The organism is Arthrobacter sp. V1I7, assembly GCF_030817015.1.
Taxonomy (GTDB): domain Bacteria; phylum Actinomycetota; class Actinomycetes; order Actinomycetales; family Micrococcaceae; genus Arthrobacter.
This window is the reverse complement of record NZ_JAUSYS010000001.1, coordinates 23,790-41,141: the sequence shown is the minus strand read 5'-3', so window position 1 is coordinate 41,141 and position 17,352 is coordinate 23,790. Positions and strand designations below refer to the sequence as shown.

The window sequence follows — 17,352 nt, the reverse complement described above, 5'->3', positions numbered from 1 at the left end:
AGACGCTCGGGGCGTTTGTGGGGGGAGGCGCTTTCGAGCGAGCCCTTGGAATGACTTCGGGCCGGGATGCGTCGCGGTATGCGGTTACACGCCGACAGGAGCGGGCCTCCGCGCCTCCACGGACTGAGGTCCGAGGCCGCGCCGCGCCGCGCCGGTGGCATGCTTCCGCTACAGAGAGGAGGAACGTCCATGCTCCATGAACGGCTTTGCCGCGATCGATACCCCGTGGATGGGCCCCGGAAGGACGCCGCCGGGTTGCCCTAGGTTTATCCAAGGTCTCACGTCTAGGGTGCCTGAGTAGCAAACATTTCTGGTGCTTGCAGTGCAGTAGCCGACCTTGGTCTGGTGGTGGTGCCGGTCGCGGCATACCAGTTGTTACCGAAGAAAAAGGGGCGTCGGGTATCGGGCTTAGCTGCCAGATATTGGGACGCGCTCAACGTAGATGCAAGAACGCGCGTGGTCAGTTGAATCAATAGGCTCCTAGTTCCACCCCCTTGGAGGTCCTGCTCCAAGGCAGATCGGTTCTGGCTGCTTTCATGCATTTAGGGGATTTAGCTGATCAGCTCGTCCACTCTTGAATCGCAGGGACGCACATGAAGATTAAGTCTGTCGCCGCAGCCGTATTCATGACCGCCCTCCTCCGCCGGCGGGTTGCTGGTAGGAACTCCGACTCCGGCCTCGGCTGCCGGTACCGCTTACTACGTCAGTGCCGCAGGGAACGACAGCAACTCGGGAAGGTCAAGCTCGACGCCGTGGAAAACGCTTACAAAAGTTAATTCCGTCGTCCTCGCACCGGGGGACACCGTCAGGTTCCGCAGGGGCGACACGTGGTTCGGGGGTATTGTGACCGCCCAGAGCGGGACCTCCACCGCTCCCATCACCTTGAACGGCTACGGAACCGGCAACCCTCCGACTGTAACCGGCGGCAAGTCCGGGAACTGCATCAGGATCAACGGCAACTACACGATTGTTGACGGGCTACGCGGTGTCGCCTGCGGCTATGCAGGCATCAGCGTCACGGGTGACCGCAACATAGTCCGGAACTCCAGCGCCTCCAACAATGCAGTTGGAATTAAGGCCGGAAGCGGGTCTGACTTCGGTAAATACACCGGCAACACGCTGACGAACAACAACATCATGAACGTGAAAACGCAAGGAACGAACTGCGGAACGCCCCAGGCCGTGAAGTGCAGTGACGACTCCGGCGCTTTCGGCGTGCTGATCAATGGCAACGACAACGAGGTCTCCAGAAATACGGTGAGCGGATCCAACGCGCTTTCCTACGATTACAACCGCGACGGCAGCGCAGTCGAAATCTACAACGGCAACCGCAACTACATTCATCACAATGTGGCCCGGGAAAACAACAACTTCGCCGAGCTCGGAAGGTCCACAGGAACAGCGGACAACAACATCTTCCGCTACAACCTTGTTCGGGCAACCTGCGGTGCGAACTGCTCCGAGACTACGGGCCTGATAGCCCGGGGAACAGGGACTTCGTTCGGACCCACCAAGGGCACTATTTTTGAGTTCAATACGGTGTATCTGAACGGTCCGCAGTCGCAGGCGGTTGTGTGCCACGCGACGTGCCCTTCATCGACGGTGATCCGGGCCAACATCCTCGTCGGCGTGAAGAACTCACTGTGGATTAACGGCTCCGGGTGGACCGAACGGCAGAATGTCCTCAACGGTCCGATCAATGTGCCGCTTAACAGCACGTCCACCAGCGCTCCGGCACGCTTTGTGAACGCGCCCGTCGATCTCCACCTGACCGGCACCAGCCCGGCGATCGACCGCGCCGGAACCGGCTTTTCCACTTTCGATCTGGACGGACGGGCAGTGCCCCAGAACGGCGACTGCGCCGGAACGGCTGCCGCCGATTCGGGGGCCTACGAGTATGACTCACCCAACTGCTGATACCCGGGAGGGAGCGTGTCGCCGTGGCGGCGCTCAGCGCACACTCCGATGGGATGACTACCGCGCCCCCAGCGAAGACGAGCCGGAAACGCCATCCCCTCGTCCCATCCCCGCTACGACCTCGGCTATCGCATGCAGCGAGGAACGGCCGGGAGACCAAGAAGGTTCTGACAGGCTCGGGTGGCCGGCCTCAGGAACCCGCGGAATCGCCGGCCTTGCTGATGCGAACATGATGGCGTTTTCTGGGCCGAGATGCGCGGTACTGCAGGTGCCGGCGGAGTCATCGCCGTCAACAGGGTCGGTGTCCGCATCTATCTGTCTGTGGGTCCCGGCGGCGGCAAAGCCGCCGATTTCACCATCACGTCAGTCACCGTTGCCCGGGACACTGAGGGCAACCCCCAACTAAAGGCCGTAGTCACCAACTCAGGGGGACGAGCTCTTGACCTCACCGGCGAACTCAGCCTGACAGCAGGCCCGGGCGGACTTTCCGCCGGTCCGTTCGGTCTGCAACAGCAAACGACACTTGCCCCCGGCGAGGTCCGCACCGCGGACTTTTCGGTGCCCCGCGAAATACCGAACGGCCCATGGAACGCCCGGGTCACCCTGAAGAGCGGACTCCTGGAACGACAAGCCCAGACCCGAATTACTTTCCCGGACGACGGGCCCCCCACCGAGTCGGTGGCGAAACCGGCGCAGGAACCGGCAGCCCCGTGGTGGCAAATCCTCGCCGCCCTGGTCTTGCTTGCCGCTGCGCTGGCCTGGGTTCTGATGCGCCGGAGCCGGCGCACCCGGCCCGCCCCCGACGACCCGGCCTGACGCCCGGCTCCTTCTCCGCCCCGCATCGTTCCTGGTCCGCATTCGACGGTGACTACTGACATCAGCCCTGCGATTCGCGGACCTAGCACGCAGTCTCGCTCTTCCCCGGCGCCAAAGACGCCGGCTCCGCTGCAGACCTATATCTGCGGGCCGGAACGGTTTACGGCACAATACTGGAAAGGGACCGCTGGCATCGCTGGTCCCGGCAATTCCGTCAGCCCGGGGAAAGGGGAAGGCCTGTGACGTCCGGTCAAGTGAAGCCACCAGGGGACATCTGGCGGACGGACCCTGCTACGCTGCGGGATGTTGTCCTGGACCGCGCCGTCATGGAGGACCGCCTGACACAGTGCCCTGCGCTGGAACGGGTCTGGATTCTGTGCCTGTTGGACCGGCCCCAGGAAGCGATTACGGAGGGGCTGGACCTGCTGGCAGGGGCATCGGACCGGTTCCGGCCACTGCTCGTGCTTGCCCAGGCCTACCAGCGGCAGTACTCCTGGCACGAGGCCACCCGGCTGCACGAAGAGGCCCTGCGCCTGGCCCGCACGCCGGCCAGGGAAGCCCTGGTCCGCCGTCAGATCGGCGGGCGGCTCTTCGATGAAGCCCGGTACAGGGAAGCTGCCGCGGAGTTCGAATGGGCCCGGGACCTCTATCGCAGCACCGGCCAACGCGAGCATCTCGCACAGGCATGCCAGCAGGCCCTCAACAGAGCACGGCAACTGACCAGCACGCCCTAACCGTCCGAACCCGGGCCTCTTGAAAAGAACCAGGGCGGAACGACCAGGCCGGCTCCGCGCATAACGGATGCCGGCGTTCCTTCCTCCGCGTTCAATCCCCGGCTGTTGCCGCACCCCGACCGCTGACCCCAACGTCTACAGACCCGTGACCACAAGGACTACGGAGATCAGGCGACGTCCGGCAGAACCGCCATTCCCAACTGTGAAATAACCGCCATTCCCAACGAAAAGTCACACCAGCCGGGGTACGGTTTGCAATCCTGGGTCGGGGGTTCGGCGGCCGTGGCCGGGAGGTTGTCGGGGCCGTCGGACTGCCCATGTGACCAGTGGAAGAACACTTCGGCGGTGATCGCTTAGCCCGGGGGTTTCATGGCGGGTCGCTGAGAGGGTGTGTTTAAGCAGGGAAAGGGTGCTCTGAACTGGGAAAATAGTGGTTGTCGAGACCGTTATTTGCCGAGTGAAGGAGCACCCTTTCGATGCAAAAGTCTACCCGTGTTTTTCCGTCCGTTCCGGTCACTTTCACCGGCCAGTCGCTGGTCTCCCACGCCGGGGTGAAGGTCCTGACCGGTTTCATGGATGCCCTGGGTTTCGGGGCACTGTGCGAGGACCGGTTGGGCCAGTTCGTTCCCGCAGGCGCGACGCACCGGCCCGGCCGGCTGGTCGGTTCTCTGGCGGCGATGCTGGCCGCCGGAGGTGAACACGTGTCCGATCTGGACATCCTGCGGGTCTCACCGGGGGTCTTCGGCCAGCTGCCCTCGAACGCGACGGTGTCCCGGTTTTTCGAACGGACCGTGACGAACCCCGAGCTGTTCGGCTATGGCATCGAAACCCTCACCCGGCAACTGCGCTCCACGGCCCGGGAAGCGGCCGGGAACCGGAACCCGGCATTGTCCGCGACAGCGGCGGATCCGCTCATCCTGGACCTGGACGCCACCCTCGTGGCCTCACACTCGGAGAAGGAAAACGTCGCCGGCACCTACAAAGGTGGCTACGGCTTCGCCCCCTTCATCGCGTCCTGCGATTACGGTGCCGGTAACGGCACCGGGGAAATCCTCGCCTGCCTGCTGCGGCCCGGCAACGCCGGCGCGAACAGCGCCGATGACCACATCCGCGTCTTCGAGACCGCCGTGTCCGGCCTGCCCGAAGGATTCTTCGACGAGACCGGGGCGCTGGCCGGAGAGAACGTCCTGGTCCGCACCGACAGCGCCGGAGCCTCAAGGAAGTTCCTCTGGTACCTGCACAGCCGGAACGCCCAGTTCTCCGTCTCCTACCCCGTCCCCGCGGCCAAAGCCCACATGGTCGACTGGATCAACGACAAGAAGAACTGGCAGCCGGCCCTGGACCAGGCCGGCAACGACCGGACCGATGCCTGGGTCATCAACGCCACCGACATCATCCCGCTCACCGACTACCCGCCGGGAACGAACCTTTACCTGCGCGCCGAGCCCCTGCACCCCGGCGCGCAACCGACGCTGCTGGACATCGACGGACACCGCATCACCGCGTTCCTGACCAACTCACCCAGCTGGCACGGCCCGTTCCTTGACGCCAGACACCGGCACGCGGCAGGTGCGAGAACCGGATCAAGACCCTGAAAAACACCGGCCTGGGCAAGCTGCCTTTCTTCGACTTCGCCGCGAACGGGGGCTTCCTGCATGCCCGGAACCTTCCCCAACATCAGACCGGCGCCTCAGCCGGCATCAACACCCCTGAGCTGCCGCGGGGATTTCGGACAGCAGAATTAGTGGATTCTTCTACGCTGCCAAGGCTGGCTGTTGATAACCATAGTGGACTTCGTTAGGCCGCCGGTAACCGAGCGCGGAGTGACGGCGCGGCTGTTGTAAAAACCCTCGATGTAGCGAATGACGTCGCTCCGAGCCTGTGATTTAGTCGCGTAAACGGTCCGATACACACGCTCGTTTTTCGGCGCTGAGAAGAACGATTCGGCCATGCTGTTGTCCCAACACACGCCGGTGCGCCCCATCGACGAGCGCATGCCCAGCCCGGTCACCAGGGCCCTGAAATCTGTCGAGGTGTAGACGCTTCCCCGATCGGAGTGCCAGATCGCGAGAGGCTCGATCCGGGTCGTAGCGGCGGCGTTCTTGAGCGCATCGGCCACGAGCTCGGTGCGCATGTGATCGGCGATGGACCAGCCCACGACATTCTTCGAGTAGCTGTCGATGACGGTGGCGAGGTAGACGAACCCTTGCCAGGTATGGATGTAGGTGATGTGCCGACGAACTTCACCCCGGGGCGGTCGGCGGTGAAGTCCCGCTTGACGAGGTCGGGCATGCCCGCGGCTGCCTCAGCGTCAGCCTCGGTGGTGATGCGGATCGGGCGTGGTTGACAGGCACCAGGCCCTGGTAGCGCATGATCTGCCGCACCAACTCGGGAGAGCACTCGGTCTGTTCCGCGGCGAGATCGGCGCGGATGCGCCGGTACCCGTAGGTGCCCTCGGACTCCTCGAAGTAGTGCCGGATCCGCGCTGTCAGGGCCTGGCGGCGGGCCGGCGTGGCCGACTGCGCACGTGTGGCCCAGTGATAGAAACCGGACGTCAAGACGGCCAGCCAGCGGCACATTCTCACCACCGAATTCAGATTGGCGGGCTCAGCCTTTTGGGAATCGATGAATTCATACTTGCTCACTACCGCTGCTCCCGCGCGAAGTAAGCGCTGGCTTTTCAAGAAGGCAGTCTCCGCCCGCAGTTCTTGAACTTCACGCTAAAGCTCCTTCAGCCGGGCCCGTTCCGACACCGTCAGATCCGCTTCCGTGCCGCCGTTGGCCTCGCGGTACTTGACCAGCCAGTTGCGGAGCGTCTCGGGGCCGACACCGTATGCGGGGGCCACGTCCTTGATCGGCTTGGACGTGCTGATCACCTCGCGGCACAGCTCGTCCTTGAACTCCTGGGTAAATCGCTTGCGTGATGCGGTCATGCTGATCTCTACTTTCGGTAGACCCTCATTTTAAGGGGCCCACTGTCCGAGATCTCCGCGGCAGCTCAAACCACCGCGGAGGGGTGGCGTTGTGCCGGCCCGGCTTTCACGGTTCCGGTGGTCCGTGGCTTCCCGGCCGCTGGATTGACCCGGCCGGCCCAGGTGTTCGCGGTGCTGATGTTCAGCCCCAGTTCCCTGGCAGCGGCCACGATATTTCCGGTCCGATCTAGGACGGCATAGAACCGGTCCTTGTCGGCCTGGGTGTACTGGCGTTGACTCCTGATCCCGGCAGCGTTCGCCCACTTCTGGCAGGTGCTCCTATTGATGTCGAGCTCCCTGGCCGCCGCCGCGACCGTCCCCAGGCGCGCAACGGCGGAAAAGAAATCCTGCCTTGAGCACGGGAATAGGACTGCTGATGACGCTGGCCGCCCGCACCGGCAAGGGGCGCCGATTTCTCCGCTGACGGCGAATTTTTTTCTTTTTGGAAGAACTATTTCCTGACGGTGACCCCATGGGTGTTGCAACTCCCGATTACGTGGGGGTGTTGCAACGATCGCTAGAACTCGCCCGTCCGACTGCGATGAATGCCGATGTCCGGGCCGCGCGGAGCCCGCCGGCATCGTGGTTCCGAGATAGTCGAAGACTGAGGTAATGTGAATCTCGTTGTTCGGGACCATGGCTGGATTCTGGCCGGTCCCCACGCGGCTGTAGCTCAATGGTAGAGCGCTAGCTTCCCAAGCTTGATACGCGGGTTCGATTCCCGTCAGCCGCTCCATTTTCCAGCACCGCCGCCGCTTTCCGGCAGGGCCACCGAGCCGAAGACGGTCAGGTCGCTATCTGTATCTTTCGAAGTCAGGAACCTTCGGTTCCGCTACAGGAGCGAGTGTCCGGGATCCGGGCGTGGCGGCCGCCCGCCGGTCACCCGGGTACCGCCCATGACCGTCCTGCCTGTGGACGATCTTCACCAGGCGGCGGCGGTCCTTAAGATCAACCTTGAGCATCAACTGGTCGCGCCGCGCCAGCACGGCGGCGATCGTCGCGGCCGCGAGTGCCGGCACGCCGCCGGATACCAGGATGGCGGCGTGCGGGTCGACATGCTCGGCCAGCCAGCCGATCAGCGGGCCGCCGATCGCCTGGCCACCGATCAGCACCATAATGTACAGGCTCATGACCCGCCCGCGAATAGCCATGTTCGCGCTGATCTGGACCAGCTGGTTGGCCGCGGTCAGGAACATCAGGCACCAAAAACCTGCGAGGACCATGGCCGCACCGAACCACAGCAGGGACGGCGCCAGCGCGGACAGGCAGAGCATGAGTCCGTACATGCCTGCCCCCAGCATCACCGAGCGAAGCCGTAGCTCACGCCGACGGGCGGAGGTGACGGCCCCGGCCAACGCACCCAGTGCCACCAACGCGTTCAGCAAACCGTAGCCGCCGGCGCCGACGTCGTAGACCTGGTCCGCGAAGGCGGCCAGCAGCACTGGCAGGCTCATCGCGAACACCGCGATGAATCCGGCCGTGAGCCAGGGCCAGTAAATGGTCGGCTTGCCCAGTGCGTAGTGCAACCCCTCCCGGAGCATGCCCTTCCGCTTGGGGACGGGGGCGCTGATCTGCAGTTCATCCTTCCGCAGGATCAGGAGCATGGCGACGGTGGAGCAGCAGGCTGCGGCGTTCGCGGCGAAGGCCCAGCCGGCGCCCACCGCAGTGAGCAGCACCCCGGCGAGCGCGGGGCCGATCAACCCTCCCAGCTGGAAGGTCGTGGAGTTCACGCTGATGGCGTTCCGCAAGTACCGCGGACCGACGAGCTCGTTGACGAAGACCTGGCGCGCGGGCTGGTCCAACACCGTGACGAACCCGAGGGCCAGCGCAATCCCGTAGACGTGCCAGACTTCGATCCGCTGGGTCAGGGCCAGGACCGCAAGGACTGCCGCGAGCAGTGCGGCCACCGACTGGCACAGCATCAGGATCCTGCGTTTCGCGAAGCGGTCGGCCATCATGCCGGCCCACGGTCCGAGGAACAGCGAAGGCAGGAACTGCAGCGCCACGGTGATCCCGACGGCCGTGACGGACCCGGAGAGCTGGAGCACCAGCCAGTCCTGGGCGATCCGCTGCATCCACAGCGCTACCACCGCGATGAAGTGACCGATCGCGAAGATCCGGAAGTTCCGGACCTTCAGGGAAATGAAGGTGTGGCGCCAGGGCAGGCGCTCCTGGACGACGGCGATCGGCTGGGTGGTCGCGTCGGGCAAGTCAGTCAGGCTGGCCGGTAAGGGCGGAGGGGGTGCCACGGAAAAGTCCTTTGGGAGGCGGGGTGCGGGATGCGGGATGCGGGATGCGTTAACGCTAGGCTGGACCGCATCGATTGCGGAAGGTTATTGACCGCATAACTCGCATTACAGACCGCAATGGCCTGCGACGGCCGGCGCCCCGGGAGGCTGCATGTTTGACCCTGCCCAGCTCCGTTCTTTCCTGGCCGTGGCCGAAACCTTGAGCTTCACCAAGGCTGCCGAACGGCTGGGCCTGGCCCAGCCGACCGTGAGCCAGCACGTCCGCAAGCTCGAGGCCACGGCGAAGCGGGTCCTGGTGGCGCGGGACACCCGCGATGTGAGCCTGACCGACAACGGCGACGCGATGGCCGGCTTCGCCCGCAGCATCCTCTCCGCCCACGACGCCGCCGCGCGCTACTTCTCCGGATCGGCCATGCGCGGTCGGCTGCGCTTCGGCACGGCGGATGATCTGGCGATCACCGGGCTGCCGAGGATCCTCAGGGAGTTCCGCCAGATCTACCCGCAGATCAACCTGGAACTGACGGTGGGACAAAGCGACCAGCTCTACAAGCGGCTCAACGCAGGCCAACTGGACCTCGTCTTCGTCAAATGGGTGGCCGGGGCCAAAGACGGCACCGTGGTGCAGCAGGATTCCTTCGCCTGGGTGGGCCTGGAACAGACCGCCCTTGACCCCGCCGACCCTGTGCCCCTGATCGCCTACCCGTCGCCCAGCCTCAGCCGGAAGCTTGCCATCGACGCGCTCGAATCCACCGGGCGGACCTGGCGCATCACCTGCACCACGCGCCAGATCAGCGGAGTGCTCGCTGCCGTCCGGGCGGGCATCGGCGTCGCCGTGATGCCGTCCTCGCTGGTCCCTGACGACCTGAAGATCATCACCCGCCGCTTCGACCTGCCGCCCGTTGGCGACGTCGACTTCACGCTCATCCGCAACCCACTGGCCAATGCCGAGGTAATTGACGCCCTCACCCAGGCCATTGCGGGGAGGACGCTCAAGCGTTCGGCCTGACCCGTGCCGGCCCGCCAGGCGCCCTCCACGCTGGACTTCGGGGTACCTGCGCTGCCGCTACTTGGAGGGTGTACTTACGCGGGCCATTGATCACCTGCAGCGCGTGACCTATCCTGAGAACGTTGAAGGTCAAGAAAAAAGGCCTATGACACCGACTCGACAACGAACGCTCCCCCGCGGTGTTGCCGTCCGGCAACCAGACCGGAAGCGTTCGGGATAGGCCGACAATGACGCCAGCCATAAACCGCCCCCATGCCACCGCAGCTTCCGATGTCGGGTTGAAGCCGATGCGTCCGCTGACGCCGGCAATTCACCGTGGCGCCGCCGCCCAGCATCCGCGCCGAGGCCGCCGCGACGCGCACGCAGTCTCCCTGGCGGATGCCGACTACGCCAGTAGCCCCAACTGCGAACGTTGCGGTACCGACGAATTCATCTACCTGGAGACCTTTGTGCCGGCCACGCACCATCGGGACGGATCCGTCAGCCGGCTCGGTGAGGTCACCTACTTCTGCTCCGGCTGCGACGACTTCTCCGCCCACGCGGTACCGGCTTCCTGGGTCCCGCCCGGCTGGTACTTCGGCTGAAGCCGGGCAAAGTCCGGTCAACCAGCCGTCTAAAGACCTGAGCCGGACGGCCACCATTGGAGGGTGGCCGTCCGGCTCATTTCGTTCTGCCGGCAGGCGTCTCTAGAGCAGGCTGTCCGAGATGTGGTTCGGGGTGCCAAAGCGGTGCGCCGTGATGCTGATGGCCTGTTCGTGCAGGAACGGCAGCAACTCAACGCGGCCGGCCTCGGTGACCGGGTGGAAGTAGACCGACAGGTCCGGGCGCCCGCCGGTCGCCTCGGCCAGGGCCTTGGGGTCCCCGCCGATGAGCCGGATCCGTGAGGTGGAGAGCCTGGCCGCGTCGGCGAGCTTGGCCGCGGAGCCCAGCCACCCGGCGTCGTTCTCCACGGTGACGGCGATGCCGAGACCGGACAGGACAGTGCGCAGCGGGACGGGAAGTTCGACGGCGGTGGACACCGTCAGCGTGGAGCCCGCCTGCACGCCGGCAGCCACAGTCCTGACCAGGTGAACGAGCGGTTCCCCTTCGGAGAGGCGCACCGTCACGGGCAGCGCCCGGTACCGGAAGATGTTGCGTTCGGCGGTCAGCCCGGAGACGTCCTTGGAGGTGCCGAACTCCTCGGCCCAGGCCACGGCGTCAGAGGCAAGCGCGCGCTGCAGTAGCTGCAGCTCGTCGGCGGGCAGGAAGCCCTTGGAGGCGTTCTCGATCCGGCGGACGCCGGAGTGCGCCGGGACAGCGACGGCGGAGCTGGCTTTGCTGGTCCAGTCACCGAGGCCGACGAGGTAGTTCGGCCCGCCGGCCTTGGTGCCAGCGCCGACTGCTGATTTCTTCCAGCCGCCGAAGGGCTGGCGCTGCACGATGGCACCGGTGATGCCGCGGTTGACGTACAGGTTGCCGGCCTGGACGTTGTCCAGCCACATACCCAGCTCCTCCGCGTTGAGCGAGTGAAGGCCGGAGGTGAGCCCATAGTCGATCTGGTTCTGGAAGGCGATCGCATCTTCCAGGGTCTCCGCGGTCATAACGCCGAGCACCGGGCCGAAGAATTCGGTGAGGTGGAAGTAGGATCCGCGCCGCACGCCAAAGCGGACGCCGGGGCTCCAGAGCCTGCCGGTTTCATCCAGCTTCTTCGGTTCGACGGCCCAGCTTTCGCCTTCACCAAGCGTGGTGAGCGCGTTGAGGAGCTTGCCGTTCGCGGGTTCGATGATCGGGCCCATCTGGCTGGCCGGATCTTCGGGGTAGCCGACCTTCAGCGAGGTGACGGCGTCGATCAGCTGGTTATGGAAACGCTTGGATTTGGCCACGGAGCCGACCAGGATCACGAGCGAGGCGGCGGAGCACTTCTGGCCGGCATGGCCGAACGCGGAGTACGCAACGTCCTTGGCCGCGAGGTCCAGGTCGGCGCTGGGAGTGACGATGATGGCGTTCTTGCCGCTGGTCTCGGCCAGGAGGGGAAGATCCTGGCGGAAGGACCGGAACAGCTCGGCCGTCTCGTAGCCGCCGGTGAGGATGACGCGGTCCACCGCGGGGTGCGAAATCAGCTGCCGGCCAAGCTCACGCTCGCCCAGCTGGACCATGGTGAGCACCTCGCGGGGCACGCCGGCCTCCCAGAGAGCCTCGATCATCACGGCGCCGCTCCGGCGGGCCTGCTTGGCCGGCTTGATCACGACGGCGGACCCGGCGGCAAGCGCCGCGAGGGTGGAGCCGGCCGGGATGGCCACCGGGAAGTTCCACGGCGGGGTCACGACCGTGAGCTTCGCGGGAACAAATGTTGCGCCGTCGACATCGTCGAGCCTGCGGGCGGACTCGGCGTAGTAGTGCGCGAAGTCAACCGCTTCGCTGACTTCGGGATCGCCCTGGTCGATGGTCTTGCCGGTCTCGCTGGCCATGACCTCGAGCAGCTCCGCGCGGCGGGATTCGAGCACATCGCCGGCGCGGTGCAGGATCTCGGCGCGCTCGGCGCCGGAGAGGGAGCCCCAGGCCTTGCCCTTTTCCACAGCGGTTTCGATCACCGAGTTGAGGGTTTCCTCGTCGTTGATGGTGGCTGCCTCGACGGCGGCGTTGCCCAGCGTGGAGCCCGGGACGCGTTCCAGGATGGCACGGCCCCAGCTGCGGTTGGCCGGCAGCGAGGGGTCGGTGTCCGGGGTGTTCTCGAAGGAGTCGTGCGGCATCGGCGCGGCCGGGAGGCTGCGGTCCTGCCGGCGGTTGGGCGCCGGCACCGCGTCGTCGAGCTTGGCGAGGGAGGCGAGGAAGCGCTGCGTCTCGCGCTCGAACAGGGCTCTGCTTTCTGGGGAGTTCCCCCCGAGTTCGAAGACCGCGGACATGAAGTTGTCCTGGCTGGCGCCCTCCTCGAGCCGGCGGATCAGGTAGGCGATCGCGACGTCGAACTCGGCCGGGTGGACCACCGGGGTGTAGAGCAGCAGCGAGCCGACGTCCTTCTTGACGGCTTCGGCCTGGCCCTGGGCCATACCGAGCAGCATCTCGAACTCGATGCCGGATTCCACGCCGCGCTGCTTGGCCAGCAGCCAGGCGAAGGCGATGTCGAAGAGGTTGTGGCCGGCGACGCCGATCCGGATGTTGCCGATCCGGTCCGGGTGCAGCGAGTAGTTGAGAACGCGCTTGTAGTTGGTGTCCGAATCCTGCTTGGTGCCCCAGGTGGCGAGCGGCCAGTCATGCAGGGAGGCTTCGACCTGCTCCATCGGCAGGTTGGCGCCCTTGACGACGCGGACCTTGATCGCGGCGCCGCCGTGGGCGCGGCGGGCGGCGGCCCAGTCCTGCAGGTGGATCATGGCGGCGAGGGCGTCCGGAAGGTAGGCCTGCAGCACGATACCGGCCTCGAGGTTCTTGAATTCCGGCTTGTCCAGGATCCTGGTGAAGACCGCGATGGTCATGTCCAGATCCTTGTATTCCTCCATGTCCAGGTTGATGAACTTGGTCCTCTGCCCGAGGGCCGCGTAGGAGGCGGCGCGGGTGAAGAGCGGGGTGAGCTTCTCGACGACGTGCTCGACTGCCTCGTCGAAGGCCCAGGCGGAGTGCGGGGCGACCGTGGAGGAGACCTTGATGGAGACATAGTCGACGTCGGGGCGGGACAGCAGCGTGTGCGTGCCCTCGAGCCGGCGGGAGGCCTCGTGTTCGCCGAGGACCGCCTCGCCGAGGAGGTTGACGTTCAGCTTGATGCCGTCCTTGCGGATCTTGGCGATCGCAGGGCCCAGCCTGGCGTCCGTGGCGTCGACGATCAGGTGGCCGACCATCTCGCGGAGCACACGGCGTGCGATCGGGATGACCACCTGCGGCAGGACCGGGGCCATGGTGCCGCCGAGGCGGACGGCGCTGCGCATGTACCAGGGCAGGAAGGCCGGGACCTTGGGGGCCAGGGCAGCCAGGTTGCGGGCGGCGACCTGCAGGTCTTCGGGGCGGACGACGCCGTCGACGAACCCGACGGTGAAGTCGAGGCCATTGGGGTCCTTCAGGACCCCCGCGAGCTGCTCGGCCGACGCATCAACGGGGACCTGGGCGGCTTCGGTGAGCCAGTGGCGGACCAGCGCGATGGTGTCCTCCGCGAGGGCGGCGGCCTCCGGCACCGTGGAGCCTGCCGAAACGGCGGCGTGCCCGGCGGTGTTGCCGGTGTTCGCGCGGGACTCCGTTGAGATGTTCGTCATGGCGGCTTCTCGTTCTTTCTCGAAATATGGACCGTTCTTAGAATCAGTATGCGACCGGATTTTCATAAGATAAAGCGATGTTTTCTGAGCAATACAGGTTAGAAAAGTCGAAGGTTAATCCCCCTCCGATCCTCCCTCACTTTCAGCCCCAAAACTGCGGATCCTCCCTCACCTCCTGCCCCACAACGACGAACCCTCCCTCACCTCCTGCCCCACAACGACGAACCCTCCCTCACCTGATGTGAGGGAGGGTTCGTCAGCAAAGCCCTGAAGCAGAGGGAGCGTCGCGTCGAATGGCGCGGAACGTGAGGGAGCGTCGGGTCGAATGGCGCGGAACGTGAGGGAGCGTCGCGCCAGCTAGCCGACGGGGCGGTGCATCTCCACGGCCTCTTCGTGCCGCGGGCTGTCCGGGTTCATCAGGGAGTGCCTGCGGCCGTACCCGAAGTAGATTGCCAGACCGATCGCGAGCCAGACGCCGAAGCGGGCCCAGGTCTCCCAGTGCAGCTGGAACATCAGGAACGCCGAGGACAGGACGCCGAAGGCAGGCACCAGCGGCATCAAGGGCAGGCGGAAGGTGCGCGGGGCATCGGGCTTCTTGTATCGGAAGACGATCACCGCCAAACAGACGACCACGAATGCGGCCAGGATGCCGATGTTGGTCAGGTCGGCCACGGCCTTGATCGGGAACACGCCGGCCAGCAGCGCGGAGGCGATGCCGGCGATCCAGGTGACCCGCTGCGGCGTACCGTGACGGTCCGTCTTGGAGAACCAACCCGGGAGCAGGCCGTCGCGGCTCATAGAGAACCAGACGCGGGTTACGCCGAGGAGGAAGGTCAGCATCACGGTGAGGATGGAGAGCACCGCGAACACGGAGATGATCGTGGCGATGACGGGCAGGCCCACGCCGGTGAAGGCGGAGGCGAACCCGGCCGTGGGGTCGATGTCCCGGTAGTTCTGCATGCCGGTGAGCACCAGGGTGGCGGCCACGTACAGGAGCATGGCGATGACCAGGGAGAGGAGGATGGCCTTGGGCATGTGCTTTTTGCCGTCGGTCGCTTCCTCGGCTGCCGTGCTCATGGCGTCATAGCCGAACACCGCGAAAAACACCGTGGCGGCGCCCGCGAAGACCGGGCCGATTCCGCTGGGCATGAACGGGTTGTAGTTGTCGGCGTTGATGTAGAAAATCCCGAGGCCGATGATGAACAGGATCAGGACGACCTTGATGGCCACGGCCACCAGCTCGAAGCGGCCGAAGGTCTTGGTGCCCCGGGAGAGGATCCAGGTCACGATCAGGCAGACGACAATGGCCGGAATGTTGACGATGCCGCCCCGGCCCTCGTCCGCCGTCGAGGCCATCCAGAGGGGCATGTCGATCCCGATGCCGGAGAGGAACGCGCCGAAGTAGCCGGATATGCCGATCGCCACCACGGCAACGATGGCAATGTATTCCAGCAGCAGGTCCCAGCCGATGAACCAGCCAATGACTTCGCCGAGGGCCACGTATCCGTAGGTGTAGGCCGACCCCGCACGCGGGATCATGCCGGCAAATTCCGCATAGGACAAAGCGGCCGCCGCGGACGCCAGTCCTGCAATCAGAAAGGAAAACAGCACCGCGGGACCGACGCCGGGTTCCGTTTCGCTGCCGTGGGCCACGAGGCCTGCGAGGGAGAAGATGCCGACCCCGATAATGCCGCCGACGCCGATCGCCGTCAGCTGCCAGAGGCCAAGGCTCTTGAACAGTCCGCTGTGTTTGTTTTCCACCTCGATGTCATCAATTGGTTTCTTCCGCATGACTGACTTGGTCAAATCTGGTGCACTCATCAGGGTCTCCTGCTCAGCTCTGTTGCCCATCAATCCACCCTGTGATGGGGGTTACTCAAGACAACAGTATGCAAGCCCAATTGCATTAGATAAAGTGAATTCTCCTAATCAATAACCATTAGAATTCACAAAGGACCACGATGCTCGACGTCCGACGTTTGCGCCTGTTGCGCGAGCTGAAAATCCGCGGCACGCTGGCAGAGGTCGCCGGGGCGCTCCAGTACAGCCCGTCGTCGGTCTCGCAGCAACTGGCGCTGCTGGAAAAGGAGGCGGGGGTTGAGCTTCTGCGGAAGACCGGCCGCCGCGTCCAGCTCACTCCGCAGGCCGAAGTGCTGGTGGCGCACACGGCCCAATTGCTGGAGACATTGGAGCAGGCTGAGGCGGACCTGGCTGCGTCCCTCACCACAGTGACCGGCACCGTGCGGATCGCCGTCTTCCAGTCGGCGGCCCTGGCCCTCATGCCCGACGCACTGACCCGGATGTCATCCAGCTACCCGGAGGTCCGGATCGAGATGACGCAGCGCGAACCAGAAACCGCCCTCCATGAGACCTGGGCGCGGGACTTCGACTTGGTCATAGCCGAGCAGTATCCCGGCCACGCGGCGCCCCGGTACGAGGAACTGGACCGCATCCGGCTGACGGGCGATGCGATCAGGCTCGCCGTTCCGCCGCCGTCGCCCGACCGGCCGGCCATCACCTCCCTCGGCGACACCGCCGGACTGGCGTGGGTCATGGAGCCGCGGGGAGCGGCGTCGCGCCACTGGGCCGAACAGGCGTGCCGCAGCGCGGGCTTCGAACCCGACGTCCGCTTCGAAACGGCGGACCTGCAGGCACAGATCCGGCTGATCGAATCAGGCAATGCGGTAGCCCTGATGCCTGATCTGGTCTGGACAGGGCGGGGAACCACGGCCCAGCTGATCCGCCTGCCCGGCGATCCGCACCGGACGGTCTTCACCTCGGTGCGTCGCTCGAGTGCCAAACGGCCCGCCATTCTGGCAACGCGGGAAATCCTGGCCGAGACTGCCGCCTCCATCTCCCCCGCAACCGTGTCGGCGCCGGGCTGAGCTGCCGGTGTTTTGGCTCACAGCGCGAAGAACCCGCCGGCGCTAGACTGGTTCCGTTATGAATCGCACAATATTCAAGTCCAAGATCCACCGCGCCACGGTCACGCATGCCGACCTCCACTACGTCGGTTCCGTCACCGTGGACCTGGATCTGCTGGAGGCGGCCGACATCCTCCCCGGCGAGCTCGTGGCAATTGTCGACGTCACCAACGGCGCGCGGTTGGAGACCTACACGATCGCCGGCGAGCGCGGTTCCGGCGTGATCGGAATCAACGGTGCGGCCGCGCACCTCATGCACGAGAACGACGTCGTCATCCTCATCACCTACGCCGAGATGACCACGGAAGAGGCCAAGGCCTATACCCCGCGCGTCGTCCATGTGGATAAAGACAACAAAATTGTGCAGATCGGCAACGATCCTGCGGAGGACGGCCACACGCCGGGGCTGATGCGGCCGCCGTACGCGCTGAACAACGCCAACCTGAACTGATGTCGCCCCGGGCAGACCGACTGGCTTTCGCCGTAACAGGCGCCCCGGGTAAATAAAGCTGATTAC

General features: G+C 65.2%; 10 protein-coding genes, 1 tRNA gene and 2 pseudogenes. 9 read left to right on the top strand and 4 right to left on the bottom strand.

All coding sequences use genetic code 11. The features are described 5' to 3' along the window. The first annotated feature begins 843 nt into the window (after positions 1-843). The 4 genes and pseudogenes from QFZ69_RS00140 to QFZ69_RS00125 all read left to right on the top strand — a co-directional run. A complete protein-coding gene (locus tag QFZ69_RS00140; protein ID WP_306999836.1) occupies positions 844-1,917 on the top strand; it encodes a hypothetical protein in 1,074 nt (357 codons plus the stop codon). A 252-nt stretch (positions 1,918-2,169) separates the two neighbouring features. Then, complete coding sequence (locus QFZ69_RS00135) at positions 2,170-2,733, top strand: hypothetical protein (protein WP_306914698.1); 564 nt, start codon at positions 2,170-2,172, stop codon at positions 2,731-2,733. A 239-nt stretch (positions 2,734-2,972) separates the two neighbouring features. After that, entirely contained in the window at positions 2,973-3,467 is a 495-nt protein-coding gene (locus QFZ69_RS00130) for a hypothetical protein (protein WP_306999834.1), read from the top strand. A 476-nt stretch (positions 3,468-3,943) separates the two neighbouring features. Further along, positions 3,944-5,109, top strand: a pseudogene (locus QFZ69_RS00125) (IS1380 family transposase); the annotation flags it as partial. Between the two features lie 112 nt (positions 5,110-5,221). Here QFZ69_RS00125 and QFZ69_RS00120 read toward each other — a convergent pair. Continuing rightward, positions 5,222-6,400: pseudogene (locus QFZ69_RS00120) on the bottom strand (IS3 family transposase). 701 nt (positions 6,401-7,101) lie between these two features. On the opposite strand from QFZ69_RS00120, the gene QFZ69_RS00115 reads away from it, so the two are divergent. Then, positions 7,102-7,175, top strand: a tRNA-Gly gene (locus QFZ69_RS00115). 58 nt (positions 7,176-7,233) lie between these two features. Here the strand turns inward: QFZ69_RS00115 and QFZ69_RS00110 are convergent. After that, positions 7,234-8,688: an MFS transporter gene (locus QFZ69_RS00110; protein WP_306914694.1), complete on the bottom strand. Its 1,455-nt coding sequence runs from the start codon at positions 8,686-8,688 to the stop codon at positions 7,234-7,236. A 151-nt stretch (positions 8,689-8,839) separates the two neighbouring features. Here QFZ69_RS00110 and QFZ69_RS00105 point away from each other — a divergent pair, with 151 nt between their 5' ends. Continuing rightward, positions 8,840-9,694: a LysR substrate-binding domain-containing protein gene (locus tag QFZ69_RS00105; RefSeq protein WP_306914692.1), complete on the top strand. Its 855-nt coding sequence runs from the start codon at positions 8,840-8,842 to the stop codon at positions 9,692-9,694. Between the two features lie 227 nt (positions 9,695-9,921). Further along, a complete protein-coding gene (locus QFZ69_RS00100) occupies positions 9,922-10,278 on the top strand; it encodes a hypothetical protein (protein ID WP_306914690.1) in 357 nt (118 codons plus the stop codon). Between the two features lie 102 nt (positions 10,279-10,380). Here the strand turns inward: QFZ69_RS00100 and QFZ69_RS00095 are convergent, their stop codons facing one another. Both QFZ69_RS00095 and QFZ69_RS00090 read right to left on the bottom strand, forming a co-directional pair. Beyond that, on the bottom strand, positions 10,381-13,911 hold the full coding sequence (locus QFZ69_RS00095) for a bifunctional proline dehydrogenase/L-glutamate gamma-semialdehyde dehydrogenase (protein WP_306999832.1): 3,531 nt from the start codon (positions 13,909-13,911) through the stop codon (positions 10,381-10,383). Between the two features lie 357 nt (positions 13,912-14,268). Then, positions 14,269-15,732, bottom strand: a complete 1,464-nt coding sequence (locus tag QFZ69_RS00090; protein WP_306914688.1) for an amino acid permease — start codon at positions 15,730-15,732, stop codon at positions 14,269-14,271. 140 nt (positions 15,733-15,872) lie between these two features. On the opposite strand from QFZ69_RS00090, the gene QFZ69_RS00085 reads away from it, so the two are divergent. Continuing rightward, positions 15,873-16,796: a LysR substrate-binding domain-containing protein gene (locus QFZ69_RS00085; protein ID WP_306914686.1), complete on the top strand. Its 924-nt coding sequence runs from the start codon at positions 15,873-15,875 to the stop codon at positions 16,794-16,796. Between the two features lie 58 nt (positions 16,797-16,854). Continuing rightward, positions 16,855-17,286, top strand: a complete 432-nt coding sequence (panD, locus tag QFZ69_RS00080) for an aspartate 1-decarboxylase (protein WP_306914684.1) — start codon at positions 16,855-16,857, stop codon at positions 17,284-17,286. Positions 17,287-17,352 lie beyond the last annotated feature (66 nt).

Bases quoted from the DNA above. Each gene is read 5' to 3' on its own strand.
- QFZ69_RS00135 (WP_306914698.1), top strand. From the start codon at position 2,170: ATGCGCGGTACTGCAGGTGCCGGCGGAGTCATCGCCGTCAACAGGGTC.
- QFZ69_RS00105 (WP_306914692.1), top strand. From the start codon at position 8,840: ATGTTTGACCCTGCCCAGCTCCGTTCTTTCCTGGCCGTGGCCGAAACC.
- QFZ69_RS00100 (WP_306914690.1), top strand. From the start codon at position 9,922: ATGACGCCAGCCATAAACCGCCCCCATGCCACCGCAGCTTCCGATGTC.
- QFZ69_RS00095 (WP_306999832.1), bottom strand. From the start codon at position 13,911: ATGACGAACATCTCAACGGAGTCCCGCGCGAACACCGGCAACACCGCC.
- QFZ69_RS00090 (WP_306914688.1), bottom strand. From the start codon at position 15,732: ATGAGTGCACCAGATTTGACCAAGTCAGTCATGCGGAAGAAACCAATT.
- QFZ69_RS00085 (WP_306914686.1), top strand. From the start codon at position 15,873: ATGCTCGACGTCCGACGTTTGCGCCTGTTGCGCGAGCTGAAAATCCGC.
- panD (WP_306914684.1), top strand. From the start codon at position 16,855: ATGAATCGCACAATATTCAAGTCCAAGATCCACCGCGCCACGGTCACG.